The sequence below is a fragment of the Bradyrhizobium algeriense genome (genome assembly GCF_003062295.1).
GTDB lineage: Bacteria > Pseudomonadota > Alphaproteobacteria > Rhizobiales > Xanthobacteraceae > Bradyrhizobium > Bradyrhizobium algeriense.
In genome coordinates, this window is the sequence record NZ_PYCN01000003.1 from 383207 (window position 1) to 397804 (window position 14598).

Consider the following 14598-nt stretch of genomic DNA (forward strand, 5'->3'; position numbering starts at 1 on the left):
ACCAAGCGCCGATGCTCTACAAGTTCGACTTCTCATTCCTGCTGGAGAAATGGCCGGCCTTCCTCAACGGTGCCTGGCTTACGATTCAGCTCACCGTACTGTCGATCGCCCTCGGCTTCGTTGTTGGCACGCTGTGCGCGGTCGCAAGGGTTTACGGCGGGCGCGTGTTGCGGCTGTTGGTCGGCTTCTATGTCGAGCTGATCCGCAACACGCCCCTGCTCGTGCAGATTTTCATCGTCTATTTCGGCCTGTCGAGCGTGGGCCTCAAACTCTCGGCCGAAACATCTGCCGTCATTGCGCTCGTGGTGAATATGGGCGCCTATACGACGGAGATCATGCGGGCGGGCATCCAGTCCATCCACCGCACCCAACTCGAGGCGGCAGATTGCCTGGGCCTAACGCGCCTTCAGACGATCCTGCACGTCGTTCTCCTGCCGGCCATCGAGCGGGTCTATCCCGCACTCTCCAGCCAGTTTGTACTTCTCATGCTGGCATCGTCGATCACGTCGCAAATCTCGGCCGAGGAGCTGACCGCCGTCGCCAATAACGTGCAGTCCGATACGTATCGTAGCTTCGAGGTCTACATTATTGTCGCGGCGATCTATCTCGCTCTTTCTCTTCTCTACAGGCTGGCGTTCAAGGCCATCGGCCTCATCATTTTCGAGCGTCGCCGGCGGCTGGGCACCGCGCTATGATCCAGCTTAGCGCCCACCACGTCTGGTATCTCATCATGGCAGCGCAATGGACGGTGCTGCTGTCACTGATTGCGTTCGCGGGTGGCGCCCTCGTCGGTCTGCCGATCGCGCTGATGCGGGTGTCGCCGAGTCACGCGCTGCGCATCGTCGCAGGCGGGTACATCCAGCTCATCCAGGGTACGCCGCTTCTGATCCTGCTGTTCCTGACCTATTTCGGCCTCGGCATCCTCGGCTACAAGCTGGCGCCGCTGGTCGCGGCCGGTTTGGCGCTGACGTTGTATGCCGCCGCCTTTCTTGGTGAGATCTGGCGTGGCTGCATCGAGGCGGTGCCGCGTACGCAGTGGGAAGCTTCCGATTGTCTCGGTCTCGATCGCTTCCAGCAGTATGCCTATGTGATATTGCCGCAAGCCTTCAAAATGGCCATTCCGCCGACCGTGGGCTTCATGGTCCAGATCGTGAAGAATACGTCGCTGGCTTCGGTGGTCGGCTTTGTCGAGCTCGCGCGCGCAGGCCAAATCGTCAACAACTCGACCTTCGAGCCCTTCATCATCTTCTGCATCGTGGCCGCAATCTATTTTGCGATGTGCTACCCGCTGTCGCTGGTCAGCCGTTTCCTCGAAAGGAGAGCCAATGCAGGCAGCGCCAGCCACTAGCGCCACCGTCGTGCAGGTTACGGGCGTGGTGAAAGAGTTCGGGACGTTGCGTGTCCTGGACGGCGTGAGCCTCGACGTGGCGCGTGGCCAGACCGTGGCCATCATTGGCCGGAGCGGATCCGGCAAGAGCACGCTGCTGCGTTGCATCGCAGGACTCGAGACGATCCAGGCCGGCAAGATCGAAGTTTGCGGCCACGAAGTCGGCCGGCCCGGCAAGGCCGCACGGGCGCAGTTGCGCCACGATGTCGGCATGGTTTTTCAGGGCTACAACCTGTTCCCGCATCTCACGGTGGAGCGGAATATCACGTTGGCGCTGACCTTGGTGAAAAAGCAGCCAAGGGACGAAGCGCAGACGAAGGCTGCCGAGGTGCTGCGCCTCGTCGGGCTGACCGACAAGATCAATTCTTATCCCGAGCAGTTGTCCGGCGGACAGCAGCAACGGGTCGCCATTGCGCGTTCGCTCGCCTTGTCCCCCCAAGTCATGCTTTTCGACGAGGTGACTTCGGCGCTTGATCCCGAGCTGACCGCAGAAGTGCTCGCCGTCATGGAAGATCTCGCGACACGCGGCATGACGATGATCACCGTCACCCATGAGATGGGCTTCGCGCGCAAGGTGGCGAACCAGGTCGTTTTCATGCACCGGGGAAAGATTTGGGAAAGCGGGCCGACATCGGAACTGTTCGCCCGGCCGCAGACCGCCGAATTCAAGCAGTTCATTTCGAGTGAGCTTTAGCCGCAGTCATGTCAGCTTAGGGTGGTCAAGCCCAGAAGTCCGGGAGTGCGACCGGGAAGTCGGCTTTACCCCCCACAAGCGGACATTCCTGCGAACGGCCGCTTCGCGCCAAAACCGGACGTTCTCTCAGAGTCGCTTGTTGGATCCATTTGAGACATTGAACCCGATCAGCAGTTATGGGACGGTTTGGTAGAGAGACAGATTACCCTTGCAAAAATTCGGCAGCGGCGACGACTGCCGTTCTTTCAACCGCGTATTACAACAGCGAACGCCGGAGTGCCGCATCATGTCCTTGCTGGAATCGGTTGCGTCACTTCGCCCGACCAAGAAGGTAATCACCACCGGCCTGGTTACTTTCTGTCTTCTCTGGGCTAACGCGCCGATGCCGAGCCGTGCCGATACATCACCGTCCCAGACCGCCGGCGTTCCGATCCCCGACGGCCAGATCGACAAGGCTATCGCCAGCCTCGACGCGATCGCCAGCGATGTCATGAAGAGAAGCGGCATCCCGGGCATGTCGGTCGCGGTGGTGCGGGATGGCAGGACGGTCTACGCGAGGGGTTTTGGCGTCCGGAAAATCGGGGAGAGCCATTCCGTCGACGCAAACACCGTGTTTCAGATCGCGTCGCTTTCGAAATCGCTCGCGGCCAGCGTCGTCGCCCATCAGGTCGGCGCTGGCATCGTCAAGTGGGACATGCCCCTCGTCGCGCACTTGTCCTGGTTCAAGCTTGTTGATCCGTGGGTCACGCAGCATGTCACCGTTGCCGACATGTTCAGCCACCGCTCGGGCCTGCCGGCTCACGCCGGGGATGATCTGGAAGATCTCGGCTATGATCGACGAACCGTGCTGGAGCGGCTGCGCCTGTTGCCGCTTCACGGCTTCCGGGACATTTACGCCTATACAAATTTCGGCCTGACGGCGGCGGCGGAGTCGGTCGCTGCCGCATCGGGCAAGGACTGGGAAAGCCTTTCCGAAGATGTCCTTTACAAGCCGCTCGGCATGACGGCGACCAGCTCTCGCTTCGCCGACTTCGAAAAGCGGCCGAACCGCGCCTTGGGACATGTGAAGGTCGGCGACGGCTTCCGGCCGAAATACCAACGTTTGCCCGACCCGGAGTCGCCGGCGGGCGGCGTCAGTTCGTCGGCGAACGATCTCGCCCGATGGCTGGCGTTGGTGCTGCAGAACGGTAAATTCGAAGGTCGGCAGATCATTCCAGTCGATGCACTGCTTCCGGCCGTGACGGCCGAAATCATTTCGACCCGCTCCTCCGCGGTCGACGCAAGGCCAGGCTTTTACGGATATGGATTCGGCGTCGGAATCACACCGGCTGGCCGAACGATGATCAGTCATTCCGGCGCTTTCGCATTGGGTGCCGGGACCCACTACGCGATGATCCCGTCCACAGGCGTGGGGATCATTGTGCTGACCAACGCGGCACCAAGCGGCGCGGCGGAGGCGCTCGGTGCGTATTTTACGGATCTTGTCCAGTTCGGCATGGTCACGCGGGACTGGTTTGCCGCCTACGCTCCCATCATGGCTGGACTCATGGCGCCGACGGGCGATCTCGTCGGCAAGTCACCACCCGCCAATCTGGCGCCGGCGGCAAAGCTTTCGTCCTACGTCGGTGTCTATGCCAACCCCTATTTTGGCAGTGCCGAGATCGCCGACGTGAGCGGCCATCTGGAGCTCAAGCTCGGCCTGTCGAACACGCCATACACGCTGACACACTGGGATGGCGACGTATTTTCGGTTAGCCCTTCCAGCGAGAACCAAACCGATGGTTCTTTGTCGTCGGTCACATTCCGACAAGCCGGCAAGGAGCTGAAGATCGAATATCTCGACGGCAACGGGCTCGGCCTGTTCCTACGACGTTGACCCACCGCCGCTTGATTCATGGCAAACCCCGCCGGAATGCCGGCAGCCGTGGAGCGATGAGCTCAGGTGGTCTTAGGAGCCGTGAACTAATCGCACTGCGCGCATTGCGTAATTTGTTAAACCGGATCAACGTGATTTGCTCCGTCCAGTCCCTCCCGTCTGCGCTTTGGCGCGTTTGAGACATGCCGACGGACCGTGAAATCGTCCGGTGATCGGAGGAGATCGGAAGCGATTTTCAGACAGTCGAAACGGCGCTTCTGACCCCAACTGACGATGGAGCCATTGCAACTCATGATGATGCACGGACAGGCAGCCTGCCCGCTGGGCTGATCGGATGGCGCACCTGGAAATATCGCGGCGGCATCACCGCATGCGCCGGCCTGCGCATTCTGGCAAATGTCCTTCGCGCCCAAACCGTTCTCCCGAAGCGTACACAAGGCAGGCGCCGCGGAAAGTGGATAGGCCGCGGCGCGGGCGGCCGTGACAGGACCGTATGGCATCGGTAGTCCTAGGTCCCTGAGGTTCGCGTTGGTTGTTTATTCGTGCTAGGCGTGGACTGCCGCGCGGGCTGATCTACTGTTGCCGAAGCACGCGCCAGCTATGCGAGGGAGGCGAGAATGACGAGTACGCCCAGGGTCCGCGCTGGACGCACTCTCTCCGCACGCCTCCTGCTTGGAGTGGGCATATTGCTCGCTGGCGTCCTCCCGGATCGGGCGGAAGAGGCGCTGAACTCGGGAGGCGAAGCGCTCTACCGCACGCGCTGCACATCGTGCCACGAGGGCGGCGTGGCACGCGCGCCTGACACCAACGCGCTGCGGCAGTTCAGGCCTGAGCGGATGAGCTTTGCCCTGATGTTCGGAATGATGAGCCAGCAGGGACGCGACCTGAGCCAAGGCGAAATTCAGGACATCGTTCGTTATCTCGTCGGGGCACCGCCGCCGCAGCAGCAGCAGCCGCTGCCGGATTCCAAGTGCCGTGAGCGGGGCCCTGTGCTTGCGGACGCTTCGTTGCCACGCTGGAACGGTTGGGGCGTCGACATCGCTCAACGCCGGTTTCAACCCGCTGCCATGGCCCAGCTTTCGCCAGACAATGTTCCGCGCCTGAAGCTGAAATGGGCGTTCGGCTTTCCTGGCGATACCAAGGCCTATGCGCAGCCGACAGTTTGGGGCGGCCGAGTCTTCGTGGGCAGTGCGGGGGGCAAGGTCTATGCGCTGGATGCCAGACTTGGCTGCCAGCGCTGGGTGTTCGACGCCGGCTTCGGCGTACGCACCGCGATCACCATCGGCGAGGATGAGCGCGGCACGACCGCTTATTTCGGCGATCAACGCGGTGAAGCCTATGCGCTCGATGCCGAGAGCGGGAAGCTGTTGTGGAAGAAACGAGTCGATGCGCATGCGGGAGCCGTGATCACCGGCGCGCCGACATTGGCCAATAACGTGCTTTACGTGCCAGTCTCCTCGTTCGAAGAGGTATTGGCGATCGATCCACGCTACTCTTGCTGCACTTTCCGCGGTCTGATTGCCGCGCTCGATGCTCGGACCGGCGAAGTGCTGTGGCGCGGCTATGTCAGCCCGCCGGCGCAGCCCGTCCGCGTGAATGAGATCGGCGTGCAGCTCTTCGCGCCCTCTGGCGGCGCCATCTGGTCGTCGCCGACCATCGACCCCAGATCAAACCGGATTTACGCGACGACGGGCGACAGCTATCTGGACCCGGCCTCCACGACCTCCGACGCCTTTGTGGCCTTTGATCTTGCCACCGGACGGCTCGCATGGTCGCAGCAGATGACCGAGGGTGATGCATACAATATGGCGTGCAGCGGCCAGTATCGCTCTAACTGCCCCGGCACCAAGGGTCCCGATTTCGATTTCGGCTCCTCTCCGATACTGGTCGATTTACCTGACGGACGGCGTGCGCTCATTGCCGGCCAGAAATCAGGCATGGTGCACGCGCTCGATCCGGATCGCGATGGCGCCATCCTCTGGCAGCGCCGGGTGGGCACGCTCGGCGGCGTGCAATGGGGCTCCGCTGCGGACGATGCGAACGTCTATGTCGCGGTGTCGGATGTCGGGATGAAGGCCGTGCCGCAGGCCACCGCCGGCGCGCAGAAATCTGTCTTTGGGGTTACCATGAAGCTCGATCCGAGCCAGGGCGGCGGGCTGTATGCGATGAACCAGACGACTGGCGAAATCGTCTGGCACACGGCACATCCGGGCTGCGGCGATCGGCCGGGATGCAGCCCTGCGCAGTCGGCTGCGGTGACCGCGATCCCTGGCGTGGTGTTCTCCGGCGGACTGGACGGCCACCTGCGGGCCTATGCCGCCAAGAGCGGCGAGATCGTCTGGGACGTCGACACCATGCAGGACTACGCAACCGTAAACGGTGTGTCGGCGCATGGTGGCGCGCTCGACGGGCCGGGGCCGGTGATCGCCGGCGGCATGCTCTACGTCAACTCCGGCTACACAAATTACGGCACCGCACCCGGCAATGTGCTGCTCGCCTTCTCCGTGGACGGACAGTAGGCGGGGATATTTCGCGCGATCAGCGCGGAATGGTATCCACGAGAAAGGTCCGCTTTGCGCCATGAGCCTCCGTTGCGACAAACGGATGCACACGCGCGCGTGTCCCTAAGCGATAGCTTAATCAGCCGCAATTCCAGATTGGCCCAATCGGCGTCCGCGTCCAGCAAGCGCCGAAGCTGCCGCCATTGTAGCGACCGCCGTAAAAGCCAGGCCGGCCGAAATAGTGCCAGTCGCCATCGTACCCGTAATAACTTGGGAGCGGATTCGATACAAAGCTCGCACAGGTGAATGCTTCAAACCTTATTAGCCGCCAAGAGCGCGTTTCGGCGCAAGCTCGGCTGCCTGCCGCAACGCCTCAATCAGACTGCGCTCGTCAGCAAGGCCCTTGCCCGCGATATCGAAGGCTGTACCATGATCGACCGAAGTACGGATCACCGGCAAGCCGACCGTGATGTTAACGCCGGCCTCCAGTCCCAGTACCTTGATCGGGCCATGGCCCTGATCATGGTACATCGCAACGACCATGTCGTAATCGCCGCGGCCAGCCAGGAAAAAGAGCGTGTCGGCAGGCAAAGGGCCTTGCACATCCCAACCTCGGCGTTGACAGGCCTCGATGGCGGGCGTGATTTTCGTTGCCTCCTCGCCTCGGCCGAATAGCCCGTTTTCACCGGCATGCGGGTTGATGGCGCAAACGCCGATCTTTGGATTGGTGAGGCCGGCGCGAACCAACACCTCATGCCCACGGACGATGACCCTTTCGACGAGGCCGGGCTCGATCTTCTCGATTGCATCCAGCAGACCGATATGGGTGGTGACATGAATGACACGAAGCCTGTTCGACACGAGCATCATTGAGACCTCCGGCGTGCCCGTGAGATGCGCCAGCAGTTCAGTGTGGCCCGGATATTTATGCCCAGCCGCATGCAACGCCTCCTTGGAAAGCGGCGCGGTACAGATGGCCTGTGCGGATCCTGCCTGCACGACCTGAACGGCTTTTTCGATAAAGCGATAAGCTGCCTCTCCCGCAGTTGCAGACATCTTGCCAAACGGCAAGTCGTCCGGCACGAGGTTCAAATCTACGCATTGCACGCTGCCTGAATCAAAATCTGCATCGTCGGCTTCACGCAACGCGGCGATTTCAAGCCGTCCGCCGACAATTTTACCAGCCTTACGCAAGCGGTTGGCGTCACCGATCACCAGCGCATTGCAGATTGCGCGTGTTTCTGGCTTTGCCAACGCCTTCATAATCACTTCGGGCCCGATACCGGCAGGATCTCCCATGCTGATCGCAATCGTCGGACGGGTCATATAAAGCTTCCTCTGGTTCGAACGGCGCGAAGGCGCTCATTAATGCGGATGAGGCTGTATTCGTCTCCGAATGCACCCGCTTTGGTGCAGACCGGGACCGACAATGAGCCAATCGTCAGCCCGAGCGCCACGCCAGGCTCGATCTCTTCAGCGAGACGGATACCGTTGACACCGAACCTCGACAGGAGTGCTGCCGCGGTTTCGCCACCTGTCGCGGCAAAAGCACCGATGACGGGTACCGCAATTTCAAGAGTCTCGGCCAGGCTCGTAACGAGCTCGGGGCCAAGCGACATGTCGGGAAACCCATTCATCATGATCTCGACGAGGACATCGCCGCCTTCGGCGAGACGCTCCTCGACGTTTGTAGCGATTTTGGCGCGGTCGGCATTATTATCACGCAATGTTCCCGGATCGATCGGGAAGTAAGCCACAGTCCCGTTTGCGTTCAAACGAAGCGCGGCAGATCTCGAAGCGGCGGCGAGCGAGCCGACGACGGTCAATGTCCCGAATCTGCTGGTCGGAATGCGCAACGGCTCGATGCTCTCGGCGACGTCGAGGCGAGCGAGCGCATGCGCCAGACCTGCGCTGCCGATGAAGACGCTCGCTGGCGACGCATACAGGCCGGCCTCTGCGATCAGGTGCAGGTCGTGCTCGGTCTCCGCGTCGCAGATAGCGACAACATCGCCTACATTGGCTAACCTAGCCAGAATGGTTTTCAGTTCGCCATTGTGGACGGCGGAAAGTGTGACCTTCTCGCTGCGAACGCCCGCCGTCGCGAGGACATCAACAAGATCTGCATTAGGATAAGTATGGTCGCGTCGCCAGAGGTCTGTTTCCTCGAGCGGACGACCATTGACCAGGATGCGACCGCCTCTGGTCGTGCGACCGGTCGCCGGAAAGGCGGCTGCCAGCACTCCAAATGCCGGATCCGATCGTGATCCCAGGCACTCAAGTGTCGCCGCGATCTCCGCTGCAGGCTGTCCCCGCAAGGTAGAGTCAATCTTCTTGAAGAAAAGGCGCCCTGACCCAGGCTGGCTCGCCAGCACATCTCTATGACGGGCAGCGGCGGCATCGGCCGAAAGACCCCGACTTGCGGTGTCGTAGGCTAGGATGGGCTCCTGACGACTCCGGGCATTTCCTATGTCGCCCCAAATCACGACTGCCGCCAGCCCGCGCCGGCCGAGAGCGATGGCGCAGTCTGCAGCTCCCGTGAGATCGTCCGCGAGAATCAACCAACGACGGGTCATTTGAAGGACAATACTCGAATATCTCAATCCTTGTGCAGATCGCAAGGAAACGGCCGTGGTGAACCAGTGTCAGTGTCCGCTTTGCGCCGATATTGTTGCAAAAGTCGAAAATCGAGCGACGCGGAAAATCTCGCCAAAGTTGATTTTTAGCCTTCTCTGCCGTTGCGTCGCTTTTCAGCGCCACTAGCAATGCCCGTGATCGATTTTAGATGAATCGATATGGTCCCTCACGTCGCCGCGCGCAAGGCGTATCAGCCGCTCTCAGAATTTTCGTTCGCGACCCCAAAAAGACTTTTGCAACAATATCCGCCAGTAGCGGACGCTCAGGCTAAGTCGGCTTTTGACCCACATGAGACATTTTCTCCGCGCTCGGGTCGCTCAGCGCTAGACCGTCCCCCCTATCGCCCCGCATATCCAGCGAAAATAATTTATCCCGAACATGTCGTCTTGGTGGTCACCCGTTCGACTGGGTGTCGGCGATCCGGCCAAACAACAGGAGTTACCAGGAGAAATGCAATGACCCAAAATACTACAATGAGGGGCGAGAAGATTTACGACATGGAACTCGATATCACTGGAGTCACCGACTACGGCGTAAGCATGGACGCCATCCTTGCCGGCCAGGAAGCGATTCCACTACACGGAGCCCGATTTGACCTTGCGGTCGATGGGCCGTACAGGGGCCGGCTCGCGGGACGCGCACACGGTGTCGACTATCTGCGGGTGCGCGCCGATGGTCGCATCGACCTTGACCTACACCTGATCATCGAGACCGAGGACGGCCACCGGATCGCGTTGTCTGGCGACGGCCAGGCGGTGCCGCGACCCGGCGAGCCGGTGCTCGACATCTTCGCAAACGTCCGCCTCTCCACCGCGTCCAAGGACTATGCCTGGGTCAATGAGCGACAGATCTGGGGTGTCGGGACCGCGAGCCTGGCGACCGGGAAGGTCCGCGCCGAAGGCTTCATGCAGTGAAAGCAAGGGGGACGGCCGGATGACTGTCCGGTCCAGCAGCCTGCGAAGTCACGTTGGTCCTCAATCTCAAAGCTGCCAAAGCGCTCAGTCTCACTGTGCCGGCATCTCCGCTTGCGCAGATCGACGAGATGATCGAATAGGGCCGACCGACTTCCGCCTTTGGCACTTTTCGGAAGTGACGGTTTGAGCTGACCGTGTCAGCTCATCGAGGCAAAGCAGAACTCGCATTCGTGCTCGTCGAGGTCTGGAAATGACCCCCGGAGCGGCTCTCCACGCTCCCATACAAAACCTATTGTCTACAGGTTCGTGACAGGACAGCGGCGTTTGGGAGTGATAACCGTGCTCGGCGTTGAGGTAGCGGAAGTTCATCGCGATGCATCAGCTCCATGACGCAGAAGTGGCCCAACGGCTGCTGTATCATCTGGCGCGCGCCTTCGGATGCCCGGACGCGGTGTATCTAGCCGGGCCAATGCGCATTCAGGGCGGCTTTGACGCCGCGATCTTTGGCTTCACGCTCGATCGTGTTCCGCCTCCTTTGGTAGGGCCGTTGATCCTGCGCCTAAGTCACGCCGATGCCGATCCAGGGCGGGTGAAGCTGGAAACCGTCGTCCAGAATACTCTCGCCGAAATGGGCTTTCCCGCACCCCGCGTGATGGTGACGGAAAGCGATCCGGGCATCCTCGGCGGACCCTTCATGGTCATGACCCGATTGTCGGGACAAACCCTGGCCCATGGTATCGAGGGTTTGGGCGCCGGCACCTCCCTTGTCCGGCAGCTGCAGTTGCTGTTCAACCTTCCGGCCGTTCTCGCCCGGATAATCGACCAATGGGTAGACATGCAGATCCGCCTGCATCAATTGCCGGCCGAAACCCTGCTGCGGGCCGTAACGGCGGCGGGCATCGACGCGGGAGCCATCACCTTCGAGGGCCAGTTGGCACGGCTCAGCACGATTGTCGAGCGGAGCAATCTCATCGGACTGAAACCCGGCCTTACCTGGCTGGACGATCATCGACCTCCGCCGGCGCGAGAGGCGGCGATCTGCCATGGCGATTTCCACCCGCTCAACATCCTTGCCGACAAGAACCAGCCCACCGGTGTCATCGACTGGGCGAACGCAGTCATTGCAGAGCCCGCCATGGATGTGGGTTCAGCGATCTCCAACATGTCCGCCGTTCCGCTTCCTCTACCATGGGCACTGCGTGTTACGGCACACGCGATTATCGGCGCGGCTCTACGACGCTACGAGCGCACGTACCGGGCGCTCCGGCCGCTCGATGATCGGGCCGTGCGCTACTATCAGGTCTTCCGCGCCGTCGCCCAGATGGTTGGGGTCGGTCGGGCTAGGACCACCGGGCGTGTAGGCGGCGGTGCCTTCCATTCGGCCGCCGGCGTCGGCAACCTAATCGCTCTCATCAAGAAGCTGAGCAGTGTATCGGTGTCGCTCGAAGATCGTATGCGTTTGCCCAAAAGGTAGGGGACCGCGGAGTGTGTCGAACGTGTGGAGCCCATGCCGAACCATTCGCCTCACTTCCGCTTCTGTGGTTGAGCGGAAGTCGTCGGTATACACCTAGACAGGCTGCCTCACCGGAGGGATCATGCAGCGCGAGGAGAACTGGGGGCGCCGATCGCCCTTGGGCAGGCCCCAAACGGCCGTCACCCAATGCGTCCGCAAGCAAAATGCCTGTGGTAACTTGATCATCGGGCATTCGCAGGCTGGAAAATGGCGATAGCCCATGCCTGCCAGTTCGCTCCAACTGGAGTGACGAAACATGGATCCATCGGTCACTGATTTTATTGCGAGGGAAGCGCGCTTTGGCGCCCGGAACTACGAGCCGCTCGGCGTCGTTCTGTCGCGCGGCAAGGGTGTCTTTGTTTGGGATACGCAGGGCCATCGCTACCTCGATTGCCTCTCCGCCTATTCCGCGGTGAATCAGGGCCACTGCCATCCGAAGATCTTGGCCGCGATGGTGGAGCAGGCGGGCCGGCTGACGCTGACGTCGCGCGCCTTTCACAACGACCAGCTGGCCCTCTTCTACGAAGAGATCGCGGCGCTGACCGGCTCCCACAAGGTGCTGCCGATGAACAGCGGCGCCGAAGCGGTGGAGAGTGCGATCAAGTCGGTGCGCAAATGGGGCTATGAGGTGAAGGGGGTTCCGGACGGGCAGGCCGAAATCATTGTCTGCGCCGATAATTTTCACGGCCGCACCCTTGGCATCATCGGCTTCAGCACTGACCCGGCGGCACGTGACCATTTCGGACCGTTCGCAGCGGGCTTCAAGATCATCGCCTTCGGCGATGCCACGGCGCTGAAAAAGGCAATCACGCCCAACACGGTCGCCTTTTTGGTCGAACCGATCCAGGGAGAGGCGGGCGTCGTCATCCCGCCGTCAGGTTACTTTACAGCAGTGCGCGAACTCTGCACTGCGCACGACGTGATGCTGGTTCTGGACGAGATCCAGACCGGGCTCGGCCGCACCGGCAAGCTGCTCGCGGAACAGCACGAGGGCATCGAGGCAGACGTCACTCTGCTCGGCAAGGCGTTGTCCGGCGGCTTCTACCCAGTGTCGGCCGTGCTTTCGAACAACGCGGTGCTCGGCACCCTGAAACCTGGCCAGCACGGTTCGACCTTCGGCGGCAATCCGCTGGCCTGTGCGGTGGCTCGGGCCGCGCTGCGTGTGCTGGTTGAGGAAGGGATGATCGAGAACGCAGCCGCCCAGGGTACACGCTTTCTTGATGGCCTGAGGAGCATCCGCAGCAACACGATCCGGGAAGTGCGCGGACGCGGGCTGATGCTGGCCGTCGAGCTTCACCCGGAAGCAGGCGGTGCACGTCGCTACTGTCAGGCCCTGCAGGCCCGAGGCATCCTCGCCAAGGACACACATGGGCACACGATTCGCATCGCCCCGCCGCTAGTTATCTCCAGCGATCAGGTCGACTGGGCGCTGGAACAGATCGCCGCCACTTTGAGGCAGGATTTCTCGTGACCACCGGCCAGCGCCGCCGACTGCCGTCGTTCTGTTGGTCTCAATAAACGCCCGCATGCCTCATCTTCCGGGTATACCGAAAAACCCATTTTAAAACTCGCGTGCGGATGCACGCGCTCGCTAAGGTATTTCGCTTCCCTGAGCTACTGGTGTCGAGTGCTTGCTGATGGAGGGATACAGCTCGGCCATCTCTCGCGCGCGGGATCGCTGATGACGGAACCATCGGTCCGATGCGATGCCTGTTCGAGACAGTCTTTCGGCCTTAGCCGTTTCAGCCGGTCTGCGCGAATTTGATCGTTGAGACGGGCCACTTTCCATCGTGGCCCCTGATCGAAATTCGTAGGCCGTGCAACTCGTCAAGCCAAACGTTCTCTACTGTCCCGGCCTTTCCATCAGTGAGAACTACGGCGTTGCCGACAAGCTCAGACCGGGCCTCGTCGAGCGCGCCAAGGATTGTTAATGCATGGAGTTTCGCCTTGGGCATGGTTGCCTCCGAAATCAGGCCATGCGAGGGCCGCGGATCTCGTCGTCGACGCCTCCGGACGTGGTTCCCTCACTCTCGCTCCGACACGGGACCGGTCATCAAGAGCTCGAACGGCTTTCTTGTATGCGCTGCTGCAATCGATCGGCCGATCACTCCAGAGGAGATCACGATTGGCATCGATGTCGGATATGCCACATGCGTCTTTGCCAACCCGGGCGACGCGCCTCGACCGATTGGAAAGGCGTCACCTTCGGCCAAGTGCCCCAGAATAGCCGTGGGGCCTGATGTTGCCCGCTCGGCTCCCGTATTACCCTGCTTGGAGCGGGAGATTATCAAGCGCGCGGAGGTAGCACATTTAAAAACCCTGCTGCTGCGCGGGTTCCTCCAGGCGTAAAGGGTGAGAGCTGCGTGGGTTGGGTTCCGCCGGATGTCGTTGCGGTCAACCTCGTCATTCCGACCATACGCCAGTCACTTCCAGTCTACCCCTGAAAGAAGACACTTTCAGTGCGGGCGGGCATGTCTCAAATGCGCCAGACTCGGAAGTCTCTAACAGCGCAAACGTAGTCCGTTTTTCCTCCAGCAACCGACGTAGACCCGGGCTTAGCTAGTTCGTCAGATTCATGTTGGCTTCCGGGGATGGAATAGCTCTCCGACGGACTGCTTCGGCTCCTTGATCCGAGAGCGGTCCCTGCGATCGTTCTTTTGTGCTTCGAGCTTCTGCAGGAAGCGGAAACGCGGCGATCGGGTCGCATGCCCTGATCGGCCGTGCTTGGTCATGCCGAAGCCCTATTGGCCGCTGTGCGCCATTTGATCACCAACGAAAGCTGTGCGGCTCATTTCTTGCCATTCACGCGCTTCGCCGAAACCATGATCGGAGAGAAAGAATAGCCCTGATCATCAAAAGGCGCGATGGGACGGTCGGTTTGCGGGAGCGAAATGCTGCAGTGCGGCGCGCTCGAGTCGGCCAATGAGCGACAAACAGACATCCTCGGCGACCGTTTGGCTAGGCTGAGTTCAGGCGGAAGGAAGTGTTTTCATTCCAGATCCAACATGACGAGTGCCCTGCCCGCGCCTGAGCAGGCTGACAAGCTTTTACGATCTCCTTGGCGGTTGGAAAACTGGAT

Annotated in this window: 11 protein-coding genes; 8 read left to right on the top strand and 3 right to left on the bottom strand. The window is 61.0% G+C overall.

Annotated features, from left to right (window positions below; all coding sequences use genetic code 11):
* Positions 1-11: 11 nt before the first annotated feature.
* From C7G61_RS09400 to C7G61_RS09420, 5 genes are all read left to right on the top strand, one after another.
* Positions 12-695, top strand: coding sequence for an amino acid ABC transporter permease (locus C7G61_RS09400; protein WP_108513809.1), 684 nt, complete (start codon positions 12-14; stop codon positions 693-695).
* Positions 692-1348, top strand: coding sequence for an amino acid ABC transporter permease (locus C7G61_RS09405; RefSeq protein WP_108513810.1), 657 nt, complete (start codon positions 692-694; stop codon positions 1346-1348). Before C7G61_RS09400 ends, C7G61_RS09405 begins: the two co-directional genes overlap by 4 nt.
* On the top strand, positions 1326-2081 hold the full coding sequence (locus C7G61_RS09410; protein WP_108513811.1) for an amino acid ABC transporter ATP-binding protein: 756 nt from the start codon (positions 1326-1328) through the stop codon (positions 2079-2081). Before C7G61_RS09405 ends, C7G61_RS09410 begins: the two co-directional genes overlap by 23 nt.
* Before the next feature lie 286 nt (positions 2082-2367).
* Positions 2368-3957 carry a serine hydrolase gene (locus C7G61_RS09415; protein ID WP_108513812.1) on the top strand — a complete coding sequence of 530 codons (1590 nt, stop codon included), beginning with the start codon at positions 2368-2370 and terminating at the stop codon, positions 3955-3957.
* Positions 3958-4574: 617 nt separating this feature from the next.
* Positions 4575-6476: an outer membrane protein assembly factor BamB family protein gene (locus C7G61_RS09420; RefSeq protein WP_108513813.1), complete on the top strand. Its 1902-nt coding sequence runs from the start codon at positions 4575-4577 to the stop codon at positions 6474-6476.
* Between the two features lie 303 nt (positions 6477-6779).
* On the opposite strand, the gene pdxA is transcribed toward C7G61_RS09420, so the two are convergent.
* Together pdxA and C7G61_RS09430 are read right to left on the bottom strand one after the other, a co-directional pair.
* Positions 6780-7784, bottom strand: a complete 1005-nt coding sequence (gene pdxA / locus C7G61_RS09425; protein WP_108513814.1) for a 4-hydroxythreonine-4-phosphate dehydrogenase PdxA — start codon at positions 7782-7784, stop codon at positions 6780-6782.
* Positions 7781-9031 carry a four-carbon acid sugar kinase family protein gene (locus tag C7G61_RS09430; RefSeq protein WP_108513815.1) on the bottom strand — a complete coding sequence of 417 codons (1251 nt, stop codon included), beginning with the start codon at positions 9029-9031 and terminating at the stop codon, positions 7781-7783. The genes pdxA and C7G61_RS09430 overlap by 4 nt, the downstream gene beginning before the upstream one ends.
* 516 nt (positions 9032-9547) lie before the next feature.
* Here C7G61_RS09430 and C7G61_RS09435 point away from each other — a divergent pair.
* From C7G61_RS09435 to rocD, 3 genes are all read left to right on the top strand, one after another.
* Entirely contained in the window at positions 9548-10006 is a 459-nt protein-coding gene (locus tag C7G61_RS09435) for a DUF3237 family protein (protein WP_244608208.1), read from the top strand.
* A 373-nt stretch (positions 10007-10379) separates the two neighbouring features.
* The gene (locus tag C7G61_RS09440) at positions 10380-11480 is read left to right on the top strand and encodes a phosphotransferase (RefSeq protein ID WP_108513816.1); all 1101 of its coding nucleotides are present in this window, start codon (positions 10380-10382) and stop codon (positions 11478-11480) included.
* A gap of 295 nt (positions 11481-11775) precedes the next feature.
* Positions 11776-12990 (top strand): ornithine--oxo-acid transaminase, encoded by a 1215-nt coding sequence (gene rocD / locus C7G61_RS09445; RefSeq protein ID WP_108513817.1) that lies wholly within the window; start codon positions 11776-11778, stop codon positions 12988-12990.
* Positions 12991-13261: 271 nt separating this feature from the next.
* On the opposite strand, the gene C7G61_RS09450 is transcribed toward rocD, so the two are convergent.
* Positions 13262-13474 (bottom strand): PRC-barrel domain-containing protein, encoded by a 213-nt coding sequence (locus C7G61_RS09450; protein WP_108513818.1) that lies wholly within the window; start codon positions 13472-13474, stop codon positions 13262-13264.
* Positions 13475-14598: the final 1124 nt, after the last annotated feature.